The organism is Nocardioides taihuensis (genome assembly GCF_042657275.1).
In the GTDB taxonomy this organism is placed as follows: Bacteria; Actinomycetota; Actinomycetes; order Propionibacteriales; family Nocardioidaceae; genus Nocardioides; species Nocardioides taihuensis.
Window position 1 is genome coordinate 125765 of sequence record NZ_JBHSKD010000029.1, and the last position, 24564, is coordinate 150328.

The 24564-nt window shown below is 71.6% G+C and carries 24 protein-coding genes; 13 read left to right on the forward strand and 11 right to left on the reverse strand.

What is annotated here, in order from left to right:
* Positions 1-9 precede the first annotated feature (9 nt).
* Together ACFPGP_RS23210 and gcvT are read right to left on the reverse strand one after the other, a co-directional pair.
* The gene (locus ACFPGP_RS23210; protein WP_378593909.1) at positions 10-270 is read right to left on the reverse strand and encodes a hypothetical protein; all 261 of its coding nucleotides are present in this window, start codon (positions 268-270) and stop codon (positions 10-12) included.
* Between the two features lie 3 nt (positions 271-273).
* Positions 274-1395, reverse strand: a complete 1122-nt coding sequence (gcvT, locus tag ACFPGP_RS23215) for a glycine cleavage system aminomethyltransferase GcvT (RefSeq protein WP_378593911.1) — start codon at positions 1393-1395, stop codon at positions 274-276.
* 64 nt (positions 1396-1459) lie between these two features.
* On the opposite strand from gcvT, the gene ACFPGP_RS23220 reads away from it, so the two are divergent.
* Positions 1460-2992 (forward strand): leucyl aminopeptidase, encoded by a 1533-nt coding sequence (locus ACFPGP_RS23220; RefSeq protein ID WP_378593914.1) that lies wholly within the window; start codon positions 1460-1462, stop codon positions 2990-2992.
* 1 nt (position 2993) lies between these two features.
* Here the strand turns inward: ACFPGP_RS23220 and ACFPGP_RS23225 are convergent, their stop codons facing one another.
* On the reverse strand, positions 2994-3356 hold the full coding sequence (locus ACFPGP_RS23225) for a hypothetical protein (RefSeq protein ID WP_378593916.1): 363 nt from the start codon (positions 3354-3356) through the stop codon (positions 2994-2996).
* Positions 3357-3475: 119 nt separating this feature from the next.
* Here ACFPGP_RS23225 and lpdA point away from each other — a divergent pair, with 119 nt between their 5' ends.
* From lpdA to ACFPGP_RS23245, 4 genes are read left to right on the forward strand one after another with little or no spacing between them, the layout of a single operon-like run.
* The gene (lpdA, locus tag ACFPGP_RS23230; RefSeq protein WP_378593918.1) at positions 3476-4867 is read left to right on the forward strand and encodes a dihydrolipoyl dehydrogenase; all 1392 of its coding nucleotides are present in this window, start codon (positions 3476-3478) and stop codon (positions 4865-4867) included.
* 40 nt (positions 4868-4907) lie between these two features.
* Positions 4908-6722, forward strand: a complete 1815-nt coding sequence (sucB, locus tag ACFPGP_RS23235) for a 2-oxoglutarate dehydrogenase, E2 component, dihydrolipoamide succinyltransferase (protein ID WP_378593920.1) — start codon at positions 4908-4910, stop codon at positions 6720-6722.
* Positions 6723-6738: 16 nt separating this feature from the next.
* Entirely contained in the window at positions 6739-7545 is an 807-nt protein-coding gene (locus ACFPGP_RS23240) for a phosphotransferase family protein (protein ID WP_378593922.1), read from the forward strand.
* A gap of 33 nt (positions 7546-7578) precedes the next feature.
* Positions 7579-8469 carry a TIGR01777 family oxidoreductase gene (locus ACFPGP_RS23245; RefSeq protein WP_378593924.1) on the forward strand — a complete coding sequence of 297 codons (891 nt, stop codon included), beginning with the start codon at positions 7579-7581 and terminating at the stop codon, positions 8467-8469.
* Here the strand turns inward: ACFPGP_RS23245 and ACFPGP_RS23250 are convergent.
* A complete protein-coding gene (locus ACFPGP_RS23250; RefSeq protein WP_378593926.1) occupies positions 8415-8939 on the reverse strand; it encodes a hypothetical protein in 525 nt (174 codons plus the stop codon). The two genes, ACFPGP_RS23245 and ACFPGP_RS23250, sit on opposite strands and share 55 nt — an antisense overlap.
* 64 nt (positions 8940-9003) lie before the next feature.
* Here ACFPGP_RS23250 and lipB point away from each other — a divergent pair, with 64 nt between their 5' ends.
* The 5 genes from lipB (at position 9004) to ACFPGP_RS23275 (ending at position 13448) form a co-directional block, all read left to right on the forward strand.
* Positions 9004-9735 (forward strand): lipoyl(octanoyl) transferase LipB, encoded by a 732-nt coding sequence (lipB, locus tag ACFPGP_RS23255; protein ID WP_378593928.1) that lies wholly within the window; start codon positions 9004-9006, stop codon positions 9733-9735.
* A gap of 68 nt (positions 9736-9803) precedes the next feature.
* Entirely contained in the window at positions 9804-10724 is a 921-nt protein-coding gene (locus ACFPGP_RS23260; protein ID WP_378593930.1) for an ABC transporter ATP-binding protein, read from the forward strand.
* Positions 10721-11692: an ABC transporter permease subunit gene (locus tag ACFPGP_RS23265; RefSeq protein ID WP_378593932.1), complete on the forward strand. Its 972-nt coding sequence runs from the start codon at positions 10721-10723 to the stop codon at positions 11690-11692. The genes ACFPGP_RS23260 and ACFPGP_RS23265 overlap by 4 nt, the downstream gene beginning before the upstream one ends.
* A 44-nt stretch (positions 11693-11736) precedes the next feature.
* The gene (gene lipA / locus ACFPGP_RS23270) at positions 11737-12690 is read left to right on the forward strand and encodes a lipoyl synthase (protein WP_378593934.1); all 954 of its coding nucleotides are present in this window, start codon (positions 11737-11739) and stop codon (positions 12688-12690) included.
* A 44-nt stretch (positions 12691-12734) separates the two neighbouring features.
* Positions 12735-13448, forward strand: a complete 714-nt coding sequence (locus tag ACFPGP_RS23275) for a DUF4191 domain-containing protein (protein WP_378593936.1) — start codon at positions 12735-12737, stop codon at positions 13446-13448.
* Between the two features lie 28 nt (positions 13449-13476).
* On the opposite strand, the gene ACFPGP_RS23280 is transcribed toward ACFPGP_RS23275, so the two are convergent.
* Together ACFPGP_RS23280 and ACFPGP_RS23285 are read right to left on the reverse strand one after the other, a co-directional pair.
* On the reverse strand, positions 13477-14292 hold the full coding sequence (locus ACFPGP_RS23280) for an SCO4651 family lipoprotein (RefSeq protein ID WP_378593938.1): 816 nt from the start codon (positions 14290-14292) through the stop codon (positions 13477-13479).
* A 133-nt stretch (positions 14293-14425) separates the two neighbouring features.
* Positions 14426-14830, reverse strand: a complete 405-nt coding sequence (locus tag ACFPGP_RS23285; RefSeq protein WP_378593940.1) for an RDD family protein — start codon at positions 14828-14830, stop codon at positions 14426-14428.
* 204 nt (positions 14831-15034) lie between these two features.
* On the opposite strand from ACFPGP_RS23285, the gene glnA reads away from it, so the two are divergent.
* A complete protein-coding gene (gene glnA / locus ACFPGP_RS23290; protein ID WP_378593941.1) occupies positions 15035-16456 on the forward strand; it encodes a type I glutamate--ammonia ligase in 1422 nt (473 codons plus the stop codon).
* 676 nt (positions 16457-17132) lie between these two features.
* Here the strand turns inward: glnA and ACFPGP_RS23295 are convergent.
* Entirely contained in the window at positions 17133-17888 is a 756-nt protein-coding gene (locus ACFPGP_RS23295) for a GTP pyrophosphokinase (RefSeq protein ID WP_378593942.1), read from the reverse strand.
* Positions 17875-18759, reverse strand: coding sequence for a universal stress protein (locus ACFPGP_RS23300; protein WP_378593943.1), 885 nt, complete (start codon positions 18757-18759; stop codon positions 17875-17877). The genes ACFPGP_RS23295 and ACFPGP_RS23300 overlap by 14 nt, the downstream gene beginning before the upstream one ends.
* A 238-nt stretch (positions 18760-18997) precedes the next feature.
* On the opposite strand from ACFPGP_RS23300, the gene ACFPGP_RS23305 reads away from it, so the two are divergent.
* Positions 18998-19264: a hypothetical protein gene (locus ACFPGP_RS23305; protein WP_378593944.1), complete on the forward strand. Its 267-nt coding sequence runs from the start codon at positions 18998-19000 to the stop codon at positions 19262-19264.
* Positions 19265-19334: 70 nt separating this feature from the next.
* Here ACFPGP_RS23305 and ACFPGP_RS23310 read toward each other — a convergent pair whose 3' ends face one another.
* From ACFPGP_RS23310 to ACFPGP_RS23320, 3 genes are all read right to left on the reverse strand, one after another.
* Complete coding sequence (locus ACFPGP_RS23310) at positions 19335-19661, reverse strand: hypothetical protein (RefSeq protein ID WP_378593945.1); 327 nt, start codon at positions 19659-19661, stop codon at positions 19335-19337.
* A 59-nt stretch (positions 19662-19720) separates the two neighbouring features.
* Positions 19721-20716, reverse strand: coding sequence for a TerC family protein (locus ACFPGP_RS23315; protein WP_378593946.1), 996 nt, complete (start codon positions 20714-20716; stop codon positions 19721-19723).
* 1024 nt (positions 20717-21740) lie between these two features.
* Entirely contained in the window at positions 21741-22358 is a 618-nt protein-coding gene (locus tag ACFPGP_RS23320; RefSeq protein ID WP_378593947.1) for a hypothetical protein, read from the reverse strand.
* A gap of 94 nt (positions 22359-22452) precedes the next feature.
* Between ACFPGP_RS23320 and ACFPGP_RS23325 the strand changes: the two genes are divergently transcribed.
* On the forward strand, positions 22453-24447 hold the full coding sequence (locus ACFPGP_RS23325; RefSeq protein ID WP_378593948.1) for a thiamine pyrophosphate-binding protein: 1995 nt from the start codon (positions 22453-22455) through the stop codon (positions 24445-24447).
* Positions 24448-24564: the final 117 nt, after the last annotated feature.

Sequence of the window (24564 nt, forward strand, 5' to 3'; positions counted from 1 at the left end):
GGACGGGTCCTACGCGTGCAGCGACATGGGCCCGTAGACCTCGCGCTCGTGCTCGAAGAGAGTCACCGCGTCGACGCCCTGGGCGGCGAGGTCGGACCACGTCTCCCCCACCCACGACTCGGCGTCGGCCTGGCTGGGGAAACGCTGGTCGGCGAGCTCGCCCTCGACCGCCACCTCGGCGCCGGCGTTGTCCTCGAGGCGCCACCACCAGGGTCGCTCGGTCGGGCTCGGCGCGCGGAAGGTCGGGGGCTGGTCGGGCACGTTGACCACGGCTCAGGCCTCCCGCACCGAGGGGTGGACGAACGGCGGTCGCACGAGCTGGAAGACCTCGCGACGCCCCCGGATGTCGACCGTCACCTCGGCGTCGGGCGCCACCATGGTCGGCACCAGGGCCAGACCGATGCCCTTCCGCAGCGTCGGCGAGAAGGTGCCACTGGTGATCTCGCACAGCGGGACGTCGGGGGTCAGGCTCACCTGCATGCCGGGTCGCGGGATCCCGCGACCGACGGCGCGCAGGCCGCGCAGCAGCCGCCGGGGGCCGGCCTCCTTCTCGGCCAGCAGCACCGAGCGGCCCCAGAACTGCTCCTTGCCCCAGCCCACGGCCCAGCCGAGCCGGGCCTGGACGGGCGTGACGTCGAGGCTGATGTCCTGCCCGTGCAACGGGTAGCCCATCTCGGTGCGCAGCGTGTCGCGGGCGCCGAGGCCACAGGCGAGCATCCCGTGGGGAGCGCCGGCGACGACGAGCGCGTCCCACAGCTGCCCCGCCGCGGCGGACGGCACGATCAGCTCGTAGCCCTTCTCGCCGGTGTAGCCGCTGCGGCAGACCACGACGGGAGCACCGGCGTGCTCGGCCTCCGCGAAGCTCATGTAGGGGTGGCCGGTGGGCAGCCCCACCGCGTCGAGCACCTCGTCGCTCAGCGGTCCCTGCACCGCGAAGATGGCGTGCTCGCGGTGGTGGTCGGTCACCTCGACGCCGGCCGGGGCGGTCGCCCGGAGCCGCCGGACGACCTCGGCGGTGTTGGCGGCGTTGGGCACGAGCAGCACCCGCTCGTCGCTGCGGAGGTAGACGATCAGGTCGTCGACCACGCCGCCGGTCTCGTCGTCGCAGCACAGCGTGTACTGGGCCTGGCCCGGCGCGATCCGGCCCACGTCGTTGGTCAGCGTGGCGTTGACGTACGCCGCGGCTCCCGGCCCGGAGACCACCGCCTTGCCGAGGTGACTCACGTCGAAGAGGCCCACGCCGTTGCGCACGGCGGTGTGCTCCTGGACGACGCCCGAGGGGTACTCCAGCGGCATCGACCAGCCGCCGAATTCCGCGAACTTCGCGCCGAGGGCCACGTGCCGGTCGTGCACGGGCGAGGTCAGCAGGGCGGAGTCGTGAGGGGCGCTGCTCATGCCACGGAACCTACCGCAGCGGTGGGTTTCCCGGTCGGCGACCGGCGCTGGCTATCCTGCGCGGATGACGACCTACCAGCTGCGTCACGCCAGCCCTGCCAAGACCCGCGCCGACGCCGTCGTCGTCGGCCTCGTCAAGGAGGGCGCCGACGCGGCCCTCGCCCCGGGGGGCGAGGACGTCGCCAAGGCGTACGGCCGCAAGCTGCGGCCACTGCTGGCCACCCTCGGTGCCACCGGCAAGGCCGGGGAGGTGCTCAAGGTCCCGACCTCCGGCACGCTCGGGTCGCCGCTGCTGGTGCTCGTCGGCCTCGGGGCGCCGGGAGCCGACGGCCCCTCGGCCGCTGCAGTCCGCAAGGCCGCGGGCGTGGCCGCCCGGGCGGTCACCAACGCCGCGTCCGTCGCGCTCGCCCTTCCCGCGGGCACGCCCGAGCTCGTCCGGGCGGCGACCGAGGGCTTCGCCCTCGGCGGCTACACCTACACGGCGTACAAGAAGGCGTCGAAGGACCGGCCCGAGCCGCCCGGCACCGTGACGGTGCTGAGCCCGGCCGGGCGCAAGCAGGAGGTCGTCGCGGCGTTCGAGCTCGCCCAGGTGGTGGCCCGGGCGACCGCGACGACGCGGGACTGGGTCAACGTGCCGCCGGGCGACCTGACGCCGCCCGCCTTCGCGGACGCCGTCGTGGCGGCGGTCGCCGAGGCGACCAAGGGACGCCGCGGGCCGAAGGTGTCGGTGACCGTGCACGACGAGAAGAAGCTCGCCGAGCTCGGCTGCGGCGGCATCCTCGGCGTGGGGGCCGGCTCGTCCGCGCCGTCGCGCCTCGTGGAGCTGCGCTACGCGCCCCGCGGCGCGAAGACCCACCTGGCGCTGGTCGGCAAGGGGATCACCTTCGACTCCGGCGGGCTGACCATCAAGCCGGCAGCGAGCATGAAGGAGATGAAGAGCGACATGGCCGGCGCGGCGGCCGTCGTACAGGCCACGCTGGCGATCGCCGAGCTCGGGCTGCCGCTCAAGGTCTCCACGTTCGTGCCGATGGCGGAGAACATGGTGTCCGGCTCGGCCACCCGGCCCGGCGACGTGCTGACGCAGTACGGCGGCACCACGGTCGAGGTGCTCAACACCGACGCCGAGGGCCGGCTGGTGCTCGCCGACGCCCTGGTGCGCGCGACCGAGGTCAAGCCCGACGTCGTGCTCGACGTGGCCACGCTGACCGGTCACATGGTGATCGCGCTCGGCGACAAGGTCGGCGGGGTGATGGGCACCGAGGCGGTGGTGGACCTGGTGCTCCGCGCCGCGGAGAGCGCCGGGGAGCTGCACTGGCCGATGCCCATCCCGGCCGAGATGGACGAGCGGATCCACTCGAGCAAGGTCGCGGACCTGCTCCAGCACGACTGGGTGCGCTGGGGCGGCGGCCTGTTCGCCGGAGCATTCCTGCGCGAGTTCACCGACGGGCTGCCGTGGGCGCACCTCGACATCGCGGGGCCGGCGTTCCACTCCGGCGGCGCGAGCGGGCACGTGCTGCCCGGCGGCACCGGGTTCGCGGTGCCGACGCTGGTGGACGCCGCGCGGGCGCTTGCCGAGGACGGCTGGCCGGCGGCCTGAGCTACAGGTCGCCCTGGAGCTTCTTGCGGCGGTTGTAGTCACGCATCCGCTGCGGGATGCCGACCACGGCGGCGTCGTAGGACGGAACCTGGTGCTTGTTGCAGAACTTGTGCGCCCAGTCGACCGACGGGACGCGCCGCCGGGTCCACTCGCCGTCGTGCGCCACGAGCAGCAGCGTCACGTCGCTGACCGCGGTGCGCGGCTCGACGAACCCCTCCACGCCACGGCGGGTGGTGACGAACTCGCGCAGGTGCGTCTCGTCGGTGCGGTCGGAGGCACGCACCGACGTGGAGCCGGTGCGGGCCGCGTCGCGGGCCGGCCGGCTGGTGCGGGACCCGCTGCGGAAGCGGTCGAACAAACCCATGCCACCAGTGTGCCCCGTCTGCCCCCGGAGCGAGGTCAACCCGGTGTGGACAGCATGGTGAAGAGTGCAAAGATGGGCGCGATCCGGTCCGGACGGGGCCGGCGGGAGGAAGGGACCACGTGGCCGACGGCGACTTCGACGTACTCGTTCTCGGGGCTGGATCCGGCGGTTACGCCTGTGCTCTCCGGGCGGCCCAGCTCGGGCTGTCGGTGGCCCTCGTCGAGAAGGGCAAGGTCGGCGGCACCTGCCTCCACGTGGGGTGCATCCCCACCAAGGCCCTGCTCCACGCAGCCGAGGTCGCGGACGCTGCCCGGGAGTCGGAGCAGTTCGGCGTGCGGGCCACGCTCGAGGGCATCGACATGGCCGGGGTGAACTCCTACAAGGACGGCGTGGTCTCCCGCCTCTTCAAGGGCCTGACCGGTCTGGTCAAGGGCCGCGGGATCACCGTCGTGGAGGGCACCGGCCGGCTGACCGGCCCGCGCGAGGTCACCGTCGAGACCGCCGAGGGGGCCCGGGTGCTGACCGGTCGCCACGTCGTGCTGGCCTCCGGCTCCTACGCGAAGTCGCTGCCCGGTCTCGAGGTCGACGGCGAGCGGGTGATCACCTCCGAGCACGCGCTGCAGCTCGACCGGGTGCCCGCGTCGGTCGTGGTGCTCGGCGGCGGGGTGATCGGCTGCGAGTTCGCGAGCGTGTGGAAGAGCTTCGGCGCCGAGGTGACCATCGTCGAGGCGCTGCCACGGCTCGTCGCCGCCGAGGACGAGGCGTCGTCCAAGGTCCTCGAGCGCGCTTTCCGCAAGCGCAAGATCGCGATGCGCACCGGCACACCCTTCCAGAGCGTCAACGTGACCGACGACGGCGTCGCGGTCACCGTCGAGGGCGGGGACGTGATCGAGGCCGAGCTGTTGCTCGTCGCCGTGGGTCGCGGCCCGGTCACCGAGGGCCTCGGCTACGACGAGCAGGGCGTGGCCATGGACCGCGGCTTCGTGCTCACCGACGAGCGCTGCCGCACCAACCTCGAGAACGTCTGGGCCGTCGGCGACATCGTGCCCGGCCTCCAGCTCGCCCACCGCGGCTTCCAGCAGGGCATCTTCGTGGCCGAGGAGATCGCCGGCCTGGCGCCGCAGCCGATCGACGAGGCCGGCATCCCGCGCGTCACCTACTCCCACCCCGAGGTCGCCTCGGTCGGGCTCGACGAGGCCGCCGCCCGCGCGGCGTACGGCGACGACGCGGTCGAGACGGTCACCTACGACCTCGGCGGCAACGGCAAGAGCCAGATCCTCAAGACCTCGGGCTTCGTGAAGCTGGTCCGGCGCACCGACGGCCCGGTGGTCGGCGTCCACATGGTCGGCGACCGCGTGGGCGAGCTCATCGGCGAGGCCCAGCTGATCTACAACTGGGAGGCGCACGCCGACGACGTCGCTCCTCTCGTGCACGCCCACCCCACCCAGAACGAGGCACTCGGCGAGGCGCACCTGGCGCTGGCCGGCAAGCCCCTGCACGCGCACGCCTGACCCCACATCGACCGCTCCCACCGATTCGCGAAGGAACCCCATGGCGACCGAAGTCAACCTCCCCGCCCTCGGCGAGTCCGTCACCGAAGGCACCGTCACCCGCTGGCTCAAGCAGGTCGGCGACGAGGTGGCCGTGGACGAGCCGCTGCTCGAGGTCTCCACCGACAAGGTCGACACCGAGATCCCCTCCCCGGTCGCCGGCACCCTGCTCGAGATCAAGGCGAACGAGGACGACACGGTCGAGGTCGGCGCCGTGCTGGCGACGATCGGCGAGGCCGGCGAGGGCGGCGGCCAGGACAGCGGCGACAGCGCGGCCTCCGCGGAGCCCGAGCCCGAGGCGCAGGCGGAGCCCGAGGCGCAGGCGGAGCCGGAGCCGGAGCCGGAGCCCGAGCCCGAGCCCGAGAAGCAGGCCGAGCCCGAGCCGGAGAAGCCGGCTGCGCAGGAGTCGTCGTCCGGCGGTGGCGGCGGCGGTGGCGGCGGCGGTACGTCGGTGACCCTGCCGGCGCTCGGCGAGTCGGTCACCGAGGGCACCGTCACCCGCTGGCTCAAGCAGGTCGGCGACGAGGTGGCCGTGGACGAGCCGCTGCTCGAGGTCTCCACCGACAAGGTCGACACCGAGATCCCCTCCCCGGTCGCCGGCACCCTGCTCGAGATCAAGGTCAACGAGGACGAGACCGTCGAGGTCGGCGCGGAGCTGGCCACGATCGGGTCCGGTGACGCGGCCCCGCAGCAGGAGCCCGCTCCCGCGCCGGAGGAGAAGCAGCCGGAGCCCGAGCCCGAGCCGCAGCAGGAGAAGCAGCCGGAGCCCGAACCGGAGCCTGCCCCGCAGCAGCCGGCCCCGCAGCAGCCCGTGGCCGAGCAGCCCGTGGCCGAGCAGCCCGCGGCGCAGGAGCAGCCCACGGCGGCGGAGTCCGACCGCGACGAGCCGGCCAGCTACGTGACGCCGCTGGTCCGCAAGATGGCGGCGCAGCACGGTGTCGACCTCGCGACCGTGACCGGCACCGGCGTCGGTGGCCGGATCCGCAAGCAGGACGTGCTCGACGCGGCCAACCGTGCCTCGTCCGCGGCGGCCGCGCCGGCCGCAGCCCCGGCCGCGGAGTCGTCCGCGTCGGCGGCCTCCCCCGCTGCGGTGACGCCCAGCCCGCTGCGCGGGACCACCGAGAAGATGTCGCGCCTGCGCAAGGTGATCGCGCAGCGGATGGTCGAGTCGCTCCAGGTCTCGGCGCAGCTGACCACGGTGGTCGAGGTGGACGTCACCGCGATCTCGCGGCTGCGCGACGGCGTCAAGGAGGAGTTCGCGGCCCGCGAGGGCGTGAAGCTGTCGTTCCTGCCGTTCTTCGCCAAGGCCGCGATCGACGCGCTCAAGCAGCACCCCTCGCTGAACGCCGCCATCGACACCGAGAAGGGCGAGGTCACCTACTACGACCGCGAGAACCTCTCGATCGCGGTCGACACCGAGAAGGGCCTGCTGACCCCGGTCATCAAGGACGCCGGCGACCTGTCGATCGCGGGCCTGGCCCGCAAGATCGCCGACGTCGCGGAGCGCACCCGGACCAACAAGATCGGGCCCGACGACCTCTCGGGCGGCACCTTCACGCTGACCAACACCGGCAGCCGCGGGGCGCTGTTCGACACCCCGATCATCAACCAGCCGCAGGTCGCGATCCTGGGCACCGGCTCGGTGGTGAAGCGGGCCGTGGTGATCGACGACGCCAACCTCGGCGAGACGATCGCGGTGCGCCAGATGGTCTACCTCGCGCTGACCTACGACCACCGGCTGGTGGACGGTGCGGACGCCGCCCGGTTCCTCTCCGAGGTCAAGCAGCGCCTCGAGGCGGGCCAGTTCGAGGTCTGAGCCGACACGCGGGGACGTGCACACCCACCAGCTGACGGTCGACGGCGACGTCGTCCGCAAGCGGTACGTCTCGTGGGAGGCCGCCGAGGCCGAGCGCGAGTGGCGGGGCCTGGAGCTGCTGGCCGAGCACGCGCCCGGGCTCGCGCCGGCTCCGCTCGGCCGCGACTCCGAGGACGGCGCACCGGTCGTGGTGATGGGGCGGGTGCCCGGCGAGCCGCTCGGCACCGCGCCGCTCACCGGGGCGCAGGTCGACGCGCTGGGGGCCGCCCTGCGCCGCCTGTTCGCCGTCCCCGTCCCCGACGACCTGCCCGAGCGATCGATGGGGCCGTCGGTGGCGCGCGGCAAGGTACGCGAGTGGGCGGTCGAGCCCTCCGACCTGGCACCGTGCCAGGACGCCACCCTTGTCGGCCGCGCGCTGGACCGCGCCCGCGCCTGGCTCGCCGAGGGCGATCCCGCGACCGACCGGGTGGTCGACCCGGTTGCCGCGCTCGGCGACGGCAACCTCTGGAACGTCATCTGGGACGGCACCACCTGCCGCCTGGTCGACTTCGAGGAGTTCGGCCGCTCCGACCTCACCTACGAGGTCGCCGACGTCGTCGAGCACGCGTCGTCGCGCCTCGACCGGCACCTCGACGCCGACGCCCTCCTCGCCCGGCTCCCGCTCACCGGCCCCCAGCACGAGCGTCTCCGCGCGCACCGCCGGCTGCTGGCGTCGTTCTGGCTGGTGATGCTGCTCCCCGGCAACCGCGGCTTCGACCGCAACCCGGCCGGGAGCACCGAGGACCAGGCGCGCCACCTGCTCGGCCTGCTCGACGACGCCTGAGGTCGACGTGGGCCCACCCGGCACTATGGGGACATGCGGATCGTGATCGCCGGGGCCTCCGGGTTCCTCGGCCAGAGCCTTGCCCGTGAGCTGGTGGGGCGCGGTCACGCGGTGACCGCGCTGGTGCGTCGCCCGACCTCGGCGCCGGACGAGTCCCGGTGGGACCCCTACGCCGGGCGGATCGACCGGGCCGTGGTCGACGCCGCCGACGTCGTGGTGAACCTCGCGGGCTCGCCGACCGCGGGCAACCCGCACTCGGGGAAGTGGGCCCGCGAGCTGCGGGAGAGCCGGGTGACGACGACCCGCGTGCTGGCCGAGGCCGTCGCGGCGTCCGAACGGCGACCGGCGTTCCTGGCGGGCAACGGGATCAGCTACTACGGCGACCACGGCGACGAGGAGCTCACCGAGGACGCCGACAGCCGCGGGGACTCCCTGCTCACCTCGGTCAGCCGGGAGTGGCAGGCCGCGACGGTGGCGGCGCAGGAGGCGGGCGCGCGGGTGTGCGTGCTGCGCACCAGCCCGGTGATGGACCGCGGCGCGCCGCCGCTCAAGCAGCTGCGCCTGCTCTTCAAGTCGGCGCTGGGCGGCCGGCTCGGGTCGGGCCGTCAGTACATGCCCATGATCTCGCTGCAGGACTGGGTCGAGTCCGTCGCGCACCTCGCGGAGCACGAGACCGCGAGCGGCCCGTTCAACCTGGTGTGCCCGCAGGTGCCCACCAACCGCGAGTTCACGGAGGCGCTGGCGGCGGCGGTCCACCGCCCGGCGGTCGCACCGGTTCCCGCGTCTCTGATCCGTCTGGGGGGCGGGCAGATGGCGCCCGAGCTCCTGGGCTCGGTGCGGGCGGTGCCCGCGGCGCTCGAGGCGAGCGGCTACCGCTTCCGGCACCGCGACGTCGGCGCCGTGCTCGCGGCCGCGGGCGTCTGAGCAACCGCGCACACCTCCTCGACCTGCCAGCCGGCTCCGACCGGCCCCCCGCCGCGCCGCAGGGCCACCACCCGGGTCGACCACCGGTCCGCCGGCAGGGGCCACCGCGCACCGCCACCCACGGCGACCGCGGTGACCAGCCGGTCGGTCACCGCCAGCACGAGCCTCGTCGACGACCGCTCGAGCACCTCGACCGACGCCACCTGCATCCGCAGCCCACGGACCCGCAGTCCACGCTCGGCGTACGCCGCCAGGGCCGCGCGGTCGGCATGGCCGGCGCGCGAGCCGGCGACGTACAGCGGCCGCAGCGCGGCCGGACGCCCGCTCGACCAGGCGTCCGCGCGCCGGGCGTCCCAGTCGTGGAGGACCCGCACCGCCGGTGGCGTGGCGTCGCGCGCGGGGCCGGCACCGGCGGGTGGTGGCGACAGGGTCGAGGCCAGCACGGCCAGCACCGCGAGCAACGCGTCCATGCCCCAGCCCTACCCCGGTCGACGCACGGCCGCCCACGGTTGTCCACAGGACTACCCTGACGACGTGCGTGACCTCGACTTCCGGATCGCCGGGCTCGGCCCCGACGCCGTCGACTACCTCGCCGCGTGGGACCTGCAGCGCGAGGTGCACGCGCGCGTCGTCGCCGGCGAGGCGGCCGACACGGTGCTGCTGCTCGAGCACCCGCCGGTCTTCACCGCCGGCAAGCGCACCGACCCGCACGAGCGCCCGGCCGACCCCGGTGGCGCCGCGGTCATCGACGTCGACCGCGGCGGCAAGATCACCTTCCACGGCCCCGGCCAGCTCGTGGGCTACCCGATCGTGACGCTCCCCGACCACGTCAAGGTCGTCGACTACGTACGACGTGTCGAGGAGGCGCTGATCGCGGTGTGCGCCGAGCTCGGCGTGACGACCGCGCGCGTGCCCGGGCGCAGCGGCGTCTGGCTCAGGGCAGACCCGGCGACCGGCCGCCCCGAGCGCAAGATCGCGGCCCTCGGCATCCGCGTCAGCCGGGGCGTGACCATGCACGGCTTCGCGCTCAACTGCGACGTCGACCTGGCCTGGTACGACCGCTTCGTGCCCTGCGGCATCGCCGACGCCGGGGTCACCTCGCTCAGCGCGGAGCTGGGCCGCCGGGTGACCGTCTCCGAGGTGCTGCCCTCCGTGCAGCGCCACCTGTCCGACTACCTGGCCTGGGCGCCGTACACCCCCACGCCCGACTACGAGCCCCGTCCCGAGCCGGGCCGCGGGCCCCGGATCCCGCTCGTCACCCCCTGACCGGCCCACCTGGCCGAATCGGCGCGCTTCTCCCCCACGCACCCCTCCGGGCTGGGATCATCTGAGCCGTGAGCGACCTCGTGATCGAGGCCACCGGCCTGCGCAAGGAGTTCCGCACGCGGCGCGGTGTGCGCGTCGCCGTGGACAACCTCGACCTGCGCGTCCCCGCGGGTGGCGTGCACGGCTTCCTCGGACCCAACGGCTCGGGCAAGACCACGACCATCCGGATGCTGCTCGGCCTCGCCCGGCCGACCAAGGGCACGATGGCCCTCCTCGGCGAGCCGGTCCCCCGCCGGCTGCCCGCCGTGATCGGACGGGTCGGCGCCGTGGTCGAGTCGCCGAAGTTCGGCCCCAGCTTCACCGGTCGCCAGAACCTCACGCTGCTCGCCGACGCCATCGGGGTGCCCACCGACCGCGTCGAGTGGTCGCTGCAGCAGGTCGGCCTGATGGATCGCCGCAACGACCGCTACAAGGCCTACTCGCTCGGCATGAAGCAACGGCTCGCGATCGCCGCGACCCTGCTGAAGAAGCCCGAGCTGCTGATCCTCGACGAGCCCACCAACGGCCTCGACCCGGCGGGCATCCGCGAGATCCGTGACACGATCCGCCGCCTCGGCGAGACGGGCACCACGGTGCTGCTCAGCTCGCACATCCTCGCGGAGGTCCAGCAGGTCTGCGCCTCCGCCACCATCATCGGCAACGGGCACCTCCTGGCGACCGGCAAGGTCGACGACATGCTCGGCCACGGCTCGGCGTACCGGGTCGTCGTCGACTCCCCCGGTCTCGCCGGGCGGGTGCTGACCGCGGCGGGCTACACCGTGACCGGCCACAGCGGGGCGCTGAAGGTGGAGTGCTCGCACCCCGAGGAGGTCAACCGGATCCTCGGCGAGGCCGGCATCTGGGCCAGCGAGCTCAGCCCGGTGCGTCCCGACCTCGAGACGGTCTTCCTCGAGCTCACGGCCGGCGACACGCTGGGCGGCCCCCGGTGAGGCTGCTGCGGGTCGAGCTCGCCCGGATGCGCATGCGCCGCGCCGTGGTGCTGCTCGTCGTCGCCTGCTTCGCGGTCCCGGCGTTGGTGTGGATGTCGACCTACTGGAACACCCGCGAGGTCTCCCAGGCCGAGAAGGACCAGGCGGCGGTGCAGCTCCAGCGCACCCTCGAGGACCCCCAGACCCAGCGCCCCTACGAGCGCTGCCTGGCGTCGCCCGACAAGTTCGGCATCGCGCCGGGTGACGACGCGCGGACGCGGTGCGAGGACATGCTGCTGCCGACCATCGACAGCTACCTCTCGCGATCGCCGCTGTCGCTGGAGGACGAGATGGTGAGCTCGGGCCCGACGGTGGCCGTGCTGCTGACGCTGATGCTCGCCCTGATCGGCACGACCTTCGCGGGCCACGACTGGAACACCGGGTCGTTGGGCAACCAGCTGATCTTCGAGCCGCGCCGCGTCCGGGTGTGGTGGGCCAAGGCCCTCGCCGTGACGATCGGCGGTGCGGCCGTCGGCGCGGCCTCCCTGCTCCTCTACTGGGGCGGGCTGTGGCTGCTGGCCAACGTCCGCGGCATCGACGTGCCGCACAGCGTCGTCGCCGACGTCACCACCCACGCCTCGCGGGCGCTCCTGCTCGCGGTCGGCGCGGCGCTGCTCGCGTACGCGCTCACGATGCTGTTCCGCAACACGGTGGCCACGCTCGGCGTGCTGTTCGGGATCAACCTGCTCGCGCCCCTGCTGCTGTCGAGCTCCGGCATCAACAACGCCGAGCGCTGGATGCCCCACGTGAACTTCACCGCGGTGCTGCAGGGCGGGACGACCTACTACAACCCCGACCTCAGCGACTGCGCCGGGGACATCTGCCAGGAGTCGCTGTCGTCCACCGCCGCCCTGACCTACTTCGCGGTCGCGCTGGTCGTCGTCGTGGTCGTGTCGGTGTGGTCGTTCCGGCGCCGGGACGTGCCCTGAGTCGGGGTGAGCCGGGCTGGGGCCCCGGCGTACAGTTGGACGACGTGACCGCCGCCCCCTCCACCTCACCCACGCCCGACGGCCGCAAGCTGCTGCGCCTCGAGGTGCGCAACGCCGAGACGCCGATCGAGCGCAAGCCCGAGTGGATCAAGACCCGGGCGAAGATGGGCCCGGAGTACCGCCACCTGCAGAACCTGGTGAAGTCCGAGGGCCTGCACACGGTGTGCCAGGAGGCCGGCTGCCCCAACATCTTCGAGTGCTGGGAGGACCGCGAGGCCACGTTCCTCATCGGCGGCGACCAGTGCACCCGCCGCTGCGACTTCTGCCAGATCGACACCGGCAAGCCGCAGCCGCTCGACCGCGACGAGCCGCGCCGGGTGGCGGAGTCGGTGCGCACGATGGGGCTGCGCTACGCGACCATCACCGGCGTCGCCCGCGACGACCTGCCCGACGGCGGCGCCTGGCTGTACGCCGAGACGGTGCGCGCGATCCACGAGCTCAACCCCGACACGGGCGTGGAGAACCTGATCCCCGACTTCAACGGCAAGCCCGACCTCCTGGCCGAGGTCTTCGAGTCGCGGCCCGAGGTGCTCGCGCACAACGTCGAGACCGTGCCGCGGATCTTCAAGCGGATCCGGCCGGCCTTCCGCTACGACCGCTCGCTGGGGGTGCTGACCGCCGCCCGCGACTTCGGCCTGGTGACCAAGTCCAACCTGATCCTCGGCATGGGCGAGACCCGCGAGGAGGTCTCGCAGGCGCTGCGCGACCTGCACGAAGCGGGCTGCGAGCTGGTGACGATCACGCAGTACCTGCGTCCCTCGGTGCGCCACCACCCGGTCGAGCGGTGGGTCAAGCCCGAGGAGTTCGTGGAGATGGCCGCCGAGGCCGAGGAGATCGGCTTCTCCGGTGTGCTGTCGGGCCCGCTCGTCCGTTCGTCCTACCGGGCCGGGCGGTTGTACCGTCAGGCTGTCGACGCGCGCACCGGCGCGCCCGCCTGACCTGCCAGCCCGAGAACAACCCCGCACGAGAGCCGAGCACCTCCATGTCGCAGCAGACCCCGACCGACCCGGACAGCATGAGCCGCCGCCAGCAGTTCGCGGCGACCTACCGGATGGCCAAGCAGTCCGACACGCGCCTGTGGCTGTGGCTGCTCGGGACCTTCGTCGTCGGCGCCGCCGCGGGCTTCGGGCTCTTCTGGTTCCTCCCCGGCGACGGCGTCATCGGGCTGGTCATCGCGATCGTCGGCGCCCTGCTGCTCGGCACGCTGCTGACGCTGATCGTCTTCGGCCGCCGCGCGCAGAAGGCGGCCTACCAGCAGATGGACGGCCAGGTCGGCGCCGCCGCGAACGCGCTGAAGATGCTGCGGCGCGGCTGGAAGGTCGACCCGCTCATCGCCTTCACCAAGCAGCAGGACGTCGTGCACCGCGTGGTCGGCCCTCCGGGCATCGTGCTGGTCGGCGAGGGCAACCCGCACCGGCTGCGCACGCTGCTGGCCAACGAGCGCCGCAAGCACGAGCGGGTCGCCGCCGACACCCCGATCCACGAGGTCGTGGTCGGCAGCGGCGAGGGTCAGGTGCCGCTGCCCAAGCTGGTGCGCCACGTGCAGAAGCTGGGCCGGGCCGTGAAGCCGGCCGACCTGACCGACGTGCTCAACCGCCTCAAGGCGCTCGACGCCACCCGCTCGACCATGCCGATCCCCAAGGGGCCGGTGCCGACGAGCATGAAGGGCCTGCGCGGCCAGATGCGCGGCCGCTGAGCCTGCGGCAGCGGACGGGCGTCGGGTCTCAGCCGGCCGTCGTCAGGCCCGGCATCGGCCGGGTCCGGCTCGCGGGCGGCGCCTCGATCGAGACGTCCTCGCCCCACTGGTCCATGCCGACCTCCACCGACATGTGCTTGCCCATGATCGTGAAGTCGGTCGTCATCTGGCGCAGCATGCCGTCGGCGTCGAGCCAGACGTCGTACTCGACGGTGTCGGGCAGGTCCACACCCAGCATCCCGAACCGCTTCAGCTGGTCGACCTTGGTGGTGTCGACGACGACCAGGTAGTGGTCGAGGGTCTCGCCACCGATCACGTCGGACCCCTCGTAGGTCACCTCGTCGACCGCGTCACCGAACTCCTCGACCGACTTCAGGGGATCCATCTGGTCGACCATGTCGGCGAGCTCGGGCGGGAGGCTGTCGGTGTCGGAGAGGTCGATCTCGACGTACTTCGCGCCGCTCAGGCGGGGCATCTTCAGGTACATCGTCGAGTCGACGAACACCATGTCCATCTGGCCGCCGACGCCCGGCATCTCCATCGTCATCTGCATGCTGGGCGCGCCGGCCTCGTAGGCGAGGTCGCCCTCGGCGTGGATGCCGCCCATCCGGCCCATGGTCATGTCCATCGTCATGTGGGCGGTGGTCGCCTTGTCGACCGACGACTTCGTGAGTGCGGCGAACTGCGCGACGGTCACCGCGTCACCCGACTGGAGCGCGGTGGGCTCGTCGCTCGCCTCCCCCTTCCCGTCATCGGTGCCGCAGGCGGCGAACGAGACCAGCAGCAGCGGAGCGCTGACGACAGCGGCGATGCGGCGGCGGACGGACGGACGACGTGTGCTCACGGCACTCCCCCTGATTGGTGTGGCCCAGATCGGTATGGCCCAGATTGGTATGGCCCAGATCGGTGTGGCCCGGATCGGTGTGGTTCAGGTCGGCCCGAGACAGGGACGGCTGGTGCCGAGCCTAGCCCGCGAGTCAGCGCCCCGCGCGCAGCACAGCGACGGGGTAGGTCGCCGAGCCCGCCACCAGGTCGTGCAGCCCGCGCCCGTCGGGGCGGAAGACGATCGGCGGGATGACCAGGCACACCAGCACCTGGCGCAGGAAGGCGGGCAGGAGGCCGACCGGCCCGGTCGCGCCGTACCGGACGGTGCGCAGCCCGGTGGCGAGCTTGCCGAACGATCCGCCCGCGAGCGCGGTCAGCACGGCGGTCTCCACCGCGAACACCGCCAGCGTGTAGAAGCCGGAGGCCGGGTCGTCGCTCCATCCCCCGGGGCCGAGCACCAGCACGACGACCAGCGTCGAGGCGAACCAGTCGACGAAGAGCGCCAGGATGCGGCGTCCCCACGAGGCGGTCTCGAGCTCGGGCAGCGGGTCCGTCACGGGCTCAGGGTAGGCGGCGACGACCGGGCTCCGGCGACCGGGTGTCCGTCGCCGACCACGCTGTTACATCGACGAAACAAACCGGATACGGTCGAGAAACTGCCCCCGCCTAGGTTGCGAGTGGCTCCGGTTGCAGCGTGGCTCCGGAACGATCCGCACCGAAATTCCCGGCTGCCCCTGACCGGTCGCAGCCAAGGAGGACGAATGTTCGCAAACAGCGACGAGCTGCTGAAGTACCTGAAGGACGAGAACGTCGAGATGGTCGACGTCCGGTTCTGCGACCTGCCGGGCATCATGCAGCACTTCACCGTGCCCGTGACGGCGTTCGACCAAGCCGTCTTCGACGACGGTCTCAACTTCGACGGCTCCTCCATCCGCGGCTTCCAGGCCATCAACGAGTCGGACATGGCGCTGTTCCCGGACCCCACCACGGCGTACATCGACCCGTTCCGCAAGTCGAAGACGCTCAACCTCAACTTCTTCATCCACGACCCGATCACCGGCGAGGCCTACTCGCGCGACCCGCGCAACATCGCCCGCAAGGCGCTGTCGTACCTCGAGAGCACGGGCATCGCGGACACGGCGTACTTCGCGCCCGAGGCGGAGTTCTACATCTTCGACCACGTCCGCTACTCCACGGCGCCCAACGAGGGCTTCTACCACATCGACTCGGCCGAGGGCTGGTGGAACTCCGGCAAGGCCGACGAGGACAACCGCGGCTACAAGACGCGCTACAAGGGCGGGTACTTCCCCGTCGAGCCCTACGACCACTACAGCGACCTGCGCGCCGACATGGTCAAGCACCTCGAGGCCTGCGGCCTCTCGGTCGAGCGGGCGCACCACGAGGTCGGCACCGCCGGGCAGGCCGAGATCAACTACCGGTTCGACACCCTGCTCAAGGCCGCGGACGACGTGATGAAGTTCAAGTACCTCATCAAGAACACCGCGTGGGAGCAGGGCAAGTCGGTCACCTTCATGCCCAAGCCGATCTTCGGCGACAACGGCTCCGGCATGCACGTGCACCAGTCGCTCTGGAAGGACGGCGAGCCGCTGTTCTACGACGAGGTCGGGTACGCCGGCCTGTCCGACATGGCGCGCTGGTACATCGGCGGCATCCTCAAGCACGCCCCGGCGGTGCTGGCGTTCACCAACCCCACGGTGAACTCCTACCACCGGCTGGTGCCGGGCTTCGAGGCGCCGATCTCGCTGGTGTACTCCTCGCGCAACCGCTCGGCGTCCGTCCGGATCCCGATCACCGGCGCGAACCCGAAGGCCAAGCGCATCGAGACCCGGTTCCCCGACCCGTCGGCGAACCCCTACCTCGCCTTCTCGGCGCTGATGCTCGCCGGCCTCGACGGCGTCCAGAACAAGATCGAGCCGGCCGAGCCGATCGACAAGGACATCTACGAGCTGCCGCCGGACGAGATGGCCGACATCGACCAGGTGCCCACCTCGCTCAACGCCGTCCTCGACGCCCTCGAGGAGGACCACGAGTTCCTGACGGTCGGCAACGTCTTCACCCCCGACCTGATCGAGACCTGGATCGACTACAAGCGCTCCGCCGAGATCGCCCCCGTGCAGCTGCGCCCGCACCCGCACGAGTTCGAGCTCTACTACGACATCTGACCCACGGGGCCGAAACCGGCCCTGACCTGCGCAGACGCACGGCCCCGACCCGGGGTTCCCCCAGATTTCCCCGGGCCGGGGCCGTGGTGCGTGCGCCAATTGCCGGACATTCGCCGTCCCGGACGGGTCTGGTCATGCACATCGACCTCTCGGTCCCGATCTGGACCATCGACCACGTCGCCGCGGCACTGCACCTCAAGGTGGACACCGCCCGCGAGCACACCTACCGCTCCGACTTCCCTGCCCCAGGCTGCCCTTCGCCGCGAACCTGTGGGCACGTGAGGAGGTCCTGGCCTGGCCGTCACGACGTCCACGGCCACCCCCGCCTACCGGCCGCGGCGCACGAAGGTGTCGGGACGATGAACGCCCCGCTCGAGGCCGTGGGCAATGTCAGCCTCTACGCCCCGGACAAGAAGGGCTACTTCATCCTGCGGTGGCTCGAGCCGGACGGCTCCCGCCGCAAGACCACCGGGGGAAGGACGCTGGAGGGGGCCCGCGCGAAGGCACTCGGGATCGACGTCCGCCTCACGCTCGCCGTCGGGCCTCAGGCGGTGACGACCTTGGGCGAGATGGCCCGGCAGTACCTGGCCAAGCGCCTCACTCGTCGTAACCACGCCCAGCCCGACCGCCCGAATCACGTGAACCATCGACTCGCGCCCGCGCGCGGCCGCGTACGTCAACCGTGCAGCTCTCGATGCAGCCGCTCCATTCGTGAGTCCAGCTCGTTGGCGGACTCGGCTGCCTCCTTGAGCTCTCGCAGCAGTGAGTCGGGGACTTCGCCGTCGTACTTGTAGTAGATCTTGTGCTCGAGGCTGGCCCAAAAGTCCATCGCGATGCTGCGCAACTGAAGCTCCACGGGCACGCTCACCGGGCCGGAGGAGAGGAACACGGGAATCTCGATGATGGCGTGCAGACTCTTGTAGCCGTTGGCCTTCGGTTCGGCGATGTAATCCGAGACCTTGAGCGTGGTGATGTCGTCCTGGGCGGTCAGCAGCTCGAAGATCCGGTAGGAGTCGGTGACGAAGCTGCAGGTCACCCGGACCCCCGCGATATCGGTGATGTTGCTCCGCACGCTGTCCAAGGTGTGCTCGAGACCCCGGCGTTCAACCTTGGCCCGAATGCTCTCCGGAGACTTCACCCGGCTGGTGACGTGCTCGATGGGGTTGTAGTCGTGCATGTGCAGGAACTCGTCTCGCAGGATCGCGATCTTCGTCTCCACCTCGCGCAACCCGAACTCGTACTCCAGCAGGAACAGTCGCGACTGCGCGCTCACGCCGCCGAGCCAATCCGGCGATGCCTCGCTGGGTGACTTGTCGGATGACGGATCACTGACCCCAGGACCTGAGGCCTGGGCCACGACCGTCGCCCCCTTCGCCGCTCCGCAGCCGACGAGTGCCGTGCCAGTCACACCCGGCGTCTCAGTCGTGCCCATCGACACGCTCTTCCGACTCAGCGGTCCGGGCCACGAGGACTGAGCATGGTGCGTGGTGCACCACCGCAGTCGTCACCGACCCGACCAGCAGCCCGCGGATGCCCCCGGTGCCGCGCGCGCCCACCGCGACGAGGTCGGGGGACTGCTCCGCGATTCTGCTGAGGATCAGGGACCGGACGTCAAAACCCGCGGTGCGGGGCAGGGCGTCGACCACCTCGTGCTCGACCCGGTCGACGCCGTGCTCGCGGAGCATTGCCACGGCTTGCTCAACCGCTGAGCCGGTCTGGTTTCGACCATCGTTCACTCCCATCACGGTGATCCGGCAGCTCGTGAGCCACGGGAGCACCAGGAGGGCCTCGAGAGCCGACCGTGCGTGAGCGGAGCCGTCGGTGCAAAAGAGGACGTCCTTGGTCGCTCTCGCCGACCGCACCACTACGACCGGCGCGAGGGGGCGTCGTGCCCCGATGAGCCACTCCGTCGTACTGCCGATGTGGAGATGCTTGAGGAGACCGTGGCCGCGGGGACCGACAGCCACCAGCGCAGCGTCGGCGCACCCGTCGAGCGCCAGGCGTGGATCGGTCTCGGCGAACAGGTGCTCGACGTCGGCCTCGTCGCCGGTGAGGAGCTGCCGCGGGTGCGGCGGCGCCCAGGGGTGGAGCGTGGCCCGCTCCGCACCCACCGGCGGACCGATCTCCGGAGCGCGGGCCGAGACGACCGAGATCCGCCACCCGGGCCAGCGGTGGTTGTTCACCCACAGCCAGACCACGTCTGCAGCCGGGGAGCCGTCGTCGCCCACCACCAACCTCGAGGCAGTGCTGGCGGACTCCACGGGTGATACGACCCGTGCGCGGTCCTGGTCAACGCTGCTCATGACCACTCCTCCTTCTCCTAGCGGGGCCCGACGCGTGATCACGACTCGCTCCTCGCCCCTCCGTTACGAATTCGAACCTGCCCTGCATCGCGGCCAGAGTCGTAGGTCCCGGCCACACAGCCCGGGACCACGACCAGCCAGAACGAGCACCGATCGTGCACATGTCGTGGGATCGCAGCGAACGACTCCTACGAAGCCGACCTCGCGCAATGTGCTTCCTGTGAGTCAGCGAGAGTGGATGTTCTCGTCCAACCATGGGCACGTCCTGGTCTCTTCGGCTCTGGACTCCGAGGCCTGGATGCGAGATGTCGCGGAAGCGGTCAGGATTACCGAGCGGGCGGTGCAGCAGATCGTGCGCGACCTGATGGGGCACGATGACTTGCGCAAGGAGAAGATCGTACGCCGCAATCGGTATGAGGTGGTCCGCGGAGCCCACTTCCGTCATGACCTGGAAGCCAGTGTCTCCCTCGGTGATCTTCTCGATCTGGTCGTGGGTCACCGCTGAGGGCACCTTCAACCGAGCCATGGCAACACCACCGGAGGTGGAGCGAGGGCACGGGCGTCGGTCGGGTTGTTCATCGGGAGAACGATGCCTTCCTGATCGGGCCGGGGCTGAGGTAGCGCGCGAGGCTCTGGCTGGGCACTGCCGATCGCCAGCGGTGGCGCTGGATCGAGACGGTGACCTGCCTGTGTCGCGCACCGGCGATGTGCGCCAGCTCCTCCAGCCGGCGACCGCGTGCCGCAGCGATCCGGCGCCCGTGGAGGACCACCAGCGCGGCGTCGGTTGACCAGCCCAGCCGCGGACGCAGGAGCACGACGTGCACCTCCACCCCTTGGTCCAGCTCCGCCCGGAGGAGATCGGCCAGGAGCCCGTCCGGGGCGAAGTCGACGTCCAGCACCATCCGCGCCGAGCGCCGCTCGGGTCGACCTCGTGCCCGTGGGCCGCGGGATGCCAAGCCCGTCATCGCCCTACCACCTGGTCCTCAACGGTGACGTGATCAGACGCATCTTCCGCCGCGGTGGGCGCCTGGTCCTGCGATGTTGACGCCGGCTCGCGGGTAGCGCGCAGGCTCAAGACGACCGCGGCGGTGATGCTGGTGGCGATCACGGCCAGGGAGAGCCAGATCGGGACCTTGTAGACATCGAGCAGCAGCATCTTGACGCCGACGAAGACCAGGACCACCGCGAGGCCGACCTTGAGATAGATGAACCGGTGGATCAGGTCGGCGAGCAGGAAGTACATCGCGCGCAGGCCCAAGATGGCGAAGGCGTTGCTGGTGAAGACCAGGAAGGGCTCCTGGGTGACGGCAAAGATCGCGGGGATCGAGTCAACCGCGAAGATGATGTCCGTGACCTCGACCAGGACCAGCACGGTGAACAGCGGGGTGGCCACCCACCTGCCGGCCTTCTTCACCCAGAACTTCTGCCCGTGGTAGTCCTCGGTGGACGGCACCCACCTCTTGACCCAGCGCAGCACCGGGTTGCGGGAGGGGTCCAGCCGGCCGTTGCGGTGAGTGAACATCTTCCAGCCCGTGAGCACCAGGAACGCGCCGAACAGGTACAGGATCCAGGCGAAGCTCTCGATCAGTACCGCACCGCCGGCGATGAACATCGCCCGGAAGACCAGCGCGCCGAGAACTCCATAGAACAGCACACGGTGCTGGTACTCCCGAGGCACCGCGAAGTAGGTGAACATCAGCGCGAACACGAAGACGTTGTCGACCGCCAGCGACTTCTCGATCAGGTATCCGGCGTAGTACTCACCGCCCGCCTGGGCGCCGTAGGCCCACCAGACCACGCCGCCGAACGCGAGGCCCAGAGAGACCCAGACCGCGGACCAGATGGCGGCCTCACGAACCGACACCACGTGGGCGGTGCGGTGGGCGAACAGGTCGATCGCCAGCATCGCAAGAATGACGGCGAGCACCGCAGCCCACGCCCAGAACGGAACGTCCATCGTCGAAACCTCCGCCGCGCCCGCACAGGCGGGCCGTTGGAGGTCTCCCCCACCGCCACCAGAATGCCTGGTTCGGCCGACGCACCGGGCTGGACATGGCCAGCCGGACTGACGGTGTCGTCGCGATTGGGGTACTCCCCTCGTGCGCTTCAGTATTCACGAACCTCAGTTCGGATGTCAAGCTAGTTGAGGGGAGCACTGGATCACCAATGGCGACTTCTCGAAACACGACTCTCAGGTAGCTCGTCGACCATCGCCTGTAGGCGAGACCGCAGGTCCGTCGGGAGACGGGATCGCATCGCGCTCATCCGCGCCACGCGGCCGCGCCCGCATCCCGGACCCACCCCCGTGGAGGGGACCGGCCTGCCAACGGGCGTGAGACGTGCGCTGGCACGCCCCCCCCCCGGTGGGCAGGAGACATCCGGTGGAGGAGGCGCCGGCCTCGCGGGACACTGATCGCGAATGGACGCCGCCCCCGAGTTGCCCCCGTTCTGACAACGACCCGGGGACGACGCGGACCGGAGGTACCCGTCGCTGTGCCCCGAGACCTGCCCCGGACCCTTCGGACTCAGCGACGGAAATCGCGCGGGGCTCATGGCAACTGCTTTCGGGGTCGAGTGAACAGGACCGCCGACCAGACTTCCCGGCACACCGACGAGCACCATACGCGCATCACCATCGCGGTGGTTCGCGGCCAAGTCCACTGGATGTGATCGGCCTTGGCTGGCGTCTGCACAACCATGAGGGGACGACCTCCAACCTGCTTCCCGATGTGGCCCACTGCGACACTGTTGCTCGCCGTGTTGGCGGTCGCGGCTGCGGTGGAGCGCGGTGACGACTGGCGCCGCCCCCGCATGGTCGGCCAGGCCCCGAGATCGCCGCCCACGTCGGCACGGAAGGCTCGGCCGTCAACACAAGGAAGCCGCGGACGCGCGCCCATGGGTGGCGTCCGGTGAGGGTGGCCTACGAGACTCCGGCCCACCCACCTCGAGGTTGTCGTCGGGCACGTTCAGCGCGGCCGCCGTCACAGGCCGGCACGGTCGGACGCCCGCGCCGCTCCCTCCCGGAAGAAGGCGAGCAGACCGTCCACCCCGCCCAGCGCGGCGACAGGTCGCGCGGCCCCGAAGGGCTGGTCCCAGAAGTCGCCGGTGCGCGGCGTCCACGGCCCGACGTACGCGTAGGGCTCGGGGATGCCCGCGTCGCCCGGGGACACCCCGAAGTTGACCTCATCGACCGCGATCCCGACGTCGAAGTGCTCGGGCCACAGCACCGGCTCCTGCCGGGGCGCGAGCTGCCGCAGTGCGGCGTCGCCGACGACGAACGCCTCGAGCAGCACGGCGAGCTCGGCGGGGTCGAGCTCGATCCGGTCGTCGGGCCGGACACCGGGACCGTCGGTGTAGACGTCGTCGAGCCGGCGCGGTACGACGCCGACCGCGCCACCGACCTCCGCATAGGTGCCCCGCAGCGGGTGCGAGCCGCGGGGCCCGGCGAGCTCCTCGCCCGCGACCCGCAGGTCGGGCGCGGCCACGGTCGCGAAACCCCCGGGGACGACTCGGAGCCGGATTCCGCCGCCGGCGGCGTGCTGGGGTCCGGCGAGCAGCAGCTCGGCCACGCCGTGCAGAGAGGTGCGGGTCTGTTCCACGAGGTGCTCCGGTGCCTTGTCGTGACGTCGTGTAACGCGTCGCGAGGTGGATGCCACTGATGCCCATTGGTCTCGACCTGAGGAGGAGCGTTACATGGACACCGACACCTCCGGCCGCACGGCACCTCCTGCCGAGCCGGGTCCTACGGGTACCTGGCACCCGGTGGACCCCGGTGACCTCCCGGGCGAGGGTCGTGTGCGCAGCGTCGTCGTCGACGGCCGGTCGATCGCGATGACCCGGTGCGGCGGACGGCTCGGGGCGCTCGACAACCGGTGCCCCCACCAAGGGGGGCCGCTCGGCGAGGGGTCCATCGAGCACGGGCTGCTGCGCTGCCCGTGGCACGGCTACGACTACGACCCGGTCACGGGCGCACCGCCCGGGGAGCTGGCCGAGCACCTCGACGACCGCGTCCCGGTCTTCGAGGTCGAGGAGGACGACGCGGGCGTGCGGGTCCGGCTGCCCGACCAGGGCGACGTCGGCCGGACGGTGGCGGACGTGCTCGTCGAGACCCTGGTGGCGCACGGCGTCGACACCGTGTTCGGCATGGTCGGGCACTCCAACCTCGGCTTCGCCGACGCCCTCCGCCGCGCCGAGGAACGCGGCGAGCTCCGCTACGTCGGCATCAGGCACGAGGGAGCCGCCGCCTTCGCGGCCAGCGCCTACGGCAAGCTCACCGGCCGCCCGGCGGCCTGCTTCGCGATCGCAGGCCCGGGCTCCACCAACCTCCTCACCGGGCTGTACGACGCGAAGCTCGACCAGGCCCCCGTGGTCGCGATCTCGGGGCAGGTGCCCTCGAAGGTGCTCGGCCGCGGCGCCTTCCAGGACCTCGACCTGGGGGCGGTCTTCCGCGACGTGGCGATCTCGACGGCCACGCTCCAAGCGGGGAGCGACCACGCCGAGCTGGCCGCGCTGGCCGTCAAGCACGCCCGTGACGGCCGCGGGGTCGCCCACCTCGTGCTGCCCGACGAGGTGCAGGCACTGCCGTCGCAGGCACCCGCCGGCTCGCCGGACGGGCGCTACTCCCGGCGACCAGTCGCACCCGACGCGGCGGCGCTGGACCGGGCCGCCGAGCTGGTCGCCGCCGCCAGGCGGCCGGTCGTGGTCGTCGGCCACGGCGCGCGCGGTGCCCGCGCGGAGGTCACGGCGCTGGCCGAGGAGCTCGGCGCACCGGTGCTGACCACGTTCAAGGCGAAAGGCCTGGTGCCGGACGACCACCCACTCGCGGGCGGGGTCCTCGGGCGCAGCGGCACCCCCGTCGCCAGCTGGCTGATGAACGAGGCCGACCTGCTGCTGGTTGTCGGCGCGTCCTTCGCCAACCACACCGGCATCGCACCGTGGCAGACGATCGTCCAGGTCGACGACGCCCCGACCGCGATCGGACGCTTCGACGCCGTCACGGCCGACCTCCTCGGCGACGCCGCGCTCGTCGTACCCGCCCTGCGCTCCGCAGTCCGCGACCTCGGCCCGGCGGCCGAGGACCAACGGCCCGACGTCGCCGCCCGCTGGGAGATCTGGCGAGCCGAGAAGGCGCGACGCGCCGCAGACGACCGGGGGCGCGGCGTCGCCGCGGCAGCCGTCTTCGCCGCGTTGTCGCAGCACCTGCCGGCCGACGCGGTGGTGGCCGTCGACGTCGGCAACCACGCCTACTCGCTGGGTCGCTACCTCGAGTCGAAGGGCCAACCCGTCCTGATGTCCGGCTACCTCGGGTCGATCGGCTTCGGCTACCCCGCGGCACTCGGCGCGTGGGCGGCCGACCCCACCCGTCCGGTCGTGGCCGTGACCGGTGATGGCGGCTTCGGCCAGTACGCCATGGAGCTGACCACCGCCGTCCACCACGGGATCCCGGTCAAGCACGTGCTGCTCAACAACAACGCGCTGGGCAAGATCAGCAAGGAGCAGCTCTCCGCGGGCTATCCCACGTGGCACACCACGCTGACCAACCCCGACTGGGCTGCGTACGCCGAGCTCTGCGGCGCCCGCGGCCTGCGCGTCACCCATCGCGACCAGCTCGACGCTGCCATGGCCGAGCTGTTCGCGACCGACGGACCCGCCCTGCTCTGCGTCGAGCAGGACGCCGAGCTGCTCTGACCATCACCCACACCCCAGGAGACCCCATGACCGACGATCACGACTTCACCGGCCTGCGCGCGACCTACGTGAACTGCACGCTCAAGAAGAGCCCCGAGCCCAGCCACACCCAGGGTC

Coding starts and splice junctions, on each gene's coding strand:
- ACFPGP_RS23300 (WP_378593943.1), bottom strand. CDS start 18,759: ATGAGCAGCGTTGACCAGGACCGCGCACGGGTCGTATCACCCGTGGAG.
- ACFPGP_RS23315 (WP_378593946.1), bottom strand. CDS start 20,716: ATGGACGTTCCGTTCTGGGCGTGGGCTGCGGTGCTCGCCGTCATTCTT.
- ACFPGP_RS23295 (WP_378593942.1), bottom strand. CDS start 17,888: ATGGGCACGACTGAGACGCCGGGTGTGACTGGCACGGCACTCGTCGGC.
- ACFPGP_RS23275 (WP_378593936.1), top strand. CDS start 12,735: ATGTCGCAGCAGACCCCGACCGACCCGGACAGCATGAGCCGCCGCCAG.
- gcvT (WP_378593911.1), bottom strand. CDS start 1,395: ATGAGCAGCGCCCCTCACGACTCCGCCCTGCTGACCTCGCCCGTGCAC.
- ACFPGP_RS23220 (WP_378593914.1), top strand. CDS start 1,460: ATGACGACCTACCAGCTGCGTCACGCCAGCCCTGCCAAGACCCGCGCC.
- glnA (WP_378593941.1), top strand. CDS start 15,035: ATGTTCGCAAACAGCGACGAGCTGCTGAAGTACCTGAAGGACGAGAAC.
- ACFPGP_RS23310 (WP_378593945.1), bottom strand. CDS start 19,661: ATGGTGCTGGACGTCGACTTCGCCCCGGACGGGCTCCTGGCCGATCTC.
- sucB (WP_378593920.1), top strand. CDS start 4,908: ATGGCGACCGAAGTCAACCTCCCCGCCCTCGGCGAGTCCGTCACCGAA.
- ACFPGP_RS23325 (WP_378593948.1), top strand. CDS start 22,453: ATGGACACCGACACCTCCGGCCGCACGGCACCTCCTGCCGAGCCGGGT.
- ACFPGP_RS23305 (WP_378593944.1), top strand. CDS start 18,998: ATGTTCTCGTCCAACCATGGGCACGTCCTGGTCTCTTCGGCTCTGGAC.
- ACFPGP_RS23245 (WP_378593924.1), top strand. CDS start 7,579: ATGCGGATCGTGATCGCCGGGGCCTCCGGGTTCCTCGGCCAGAGCCTT.
- ACFPGP_RS23225 (WP_378593916.1), bottom strand. CDS start 3,356: ATGGGTTTGTTCGACCGCTTCCGCAGCGGGTCCCGCACCAGCCGGCCG.
- ACFPGP_RS23250 (WP_378593926.1), bottom strand. CDS start 8,939: ATGGACGCGTTGCTCGCGGTGCTGGCCGTGCTGGCCTCGACCCTGTCG.